Annotated in this window: 1 protein-coding gene; it reads right to left on the reverse strand. The window is 52.7% G+C overall.

The window, feature by feature from the left end; genetic code table 11:
- The coding region (locus HMPREF2907_RS08605) for an aldehyde dehydrogenase family protein (protein ID WP_070682158.1) at positions 1-971 on the reverse strand (971 nt) is incomplete at both ends.

Below are 971 nucleotides of genomic sequence, written 5' to 3' on the forward strand. Positions count from 1 at the left end.
TCCACCGCTTTTTCCTCAATCAGCGGCCCTTGGTTCACGCCTTCATCCAAGCCGTTGCCCAATTTGAGCGCGGCCACTTTTTCACTTAATTTGCGGCAAAATTCGTCGTAAATGCCCGATTGAGCGTACACGCGGTTGGTGCAGACGCAGGTCTGGCCGCTGTTGCGAAACTTGCTGGCGAGCGCGCCTTCGACGGCTTTGTCCAAATCGGCATCGTCAAACACGATAAACGGCGCATTGCCGCCCAGTTCCAAACTGAGTTTTTTAATGTCCGCCGCACTGTCGGCAAAAATTTTCGCACCTATTTCAGTTGAGCCGGTAAAGCTGATTTTGCGCACGGTCGGATTCGTGGCAAATTCATTGCTGATTTCCGAAGCACTACCGCTGACAACAGGCAACAAATCCTGAGGCACACCCGCTTCGTAGGCCAGTACAGCCAACGCATACGCACTCAAAGGCGTGAGCGATGCAGGTTTGACAATCATCGCACAGCCCACCGCCAAAGCAGGTGCAGCCTTACGTGCAATCATCGCAGATGGGAAGTTCCACGGTGTAATCGCCGCAGTAACACCGATAGGCTGTTTCAACACAACCAATTTTTGCGACGCTTTCACACTCGTCAACACATCGCCGTCAATCCGCCGCGCCTCTTCGGCAAACCAGCGCACAAACGAAGCCGCATAATCAATTTCACCACGCGCCTCAGTCAGACTTTTTCCCTGCTCCATCGTCATGATACGCGCCAGTTCTTCTTTGTTTTCTTTAATCAAAAAATACCAACGCCACAACACATCGGCGCGCTCCAACGCAGTTTTTGCCGCCCATAATTTTTGTGCCGCCTCCGCCTTTTGAATCAGCAATTTGAGGCCGTCTGAACGAGTCGTGCGGACAAACGCCAAGGTCTCGCCCGTTGCCGGATTGCCGACTTTGAGGCAGTCTGAAATCGGGGAAAAGGAAATATCGGGGTGGTT

This window comes from Neisseria sp. HMSC055H02 (assembly GCF_001813335.1).
GTDB lineage: Bacteria > Pseudomonadota > Gammaproteobacteria > Burkholderiales > Neisseriaceae > Neisseria > Neisseria sicca_C.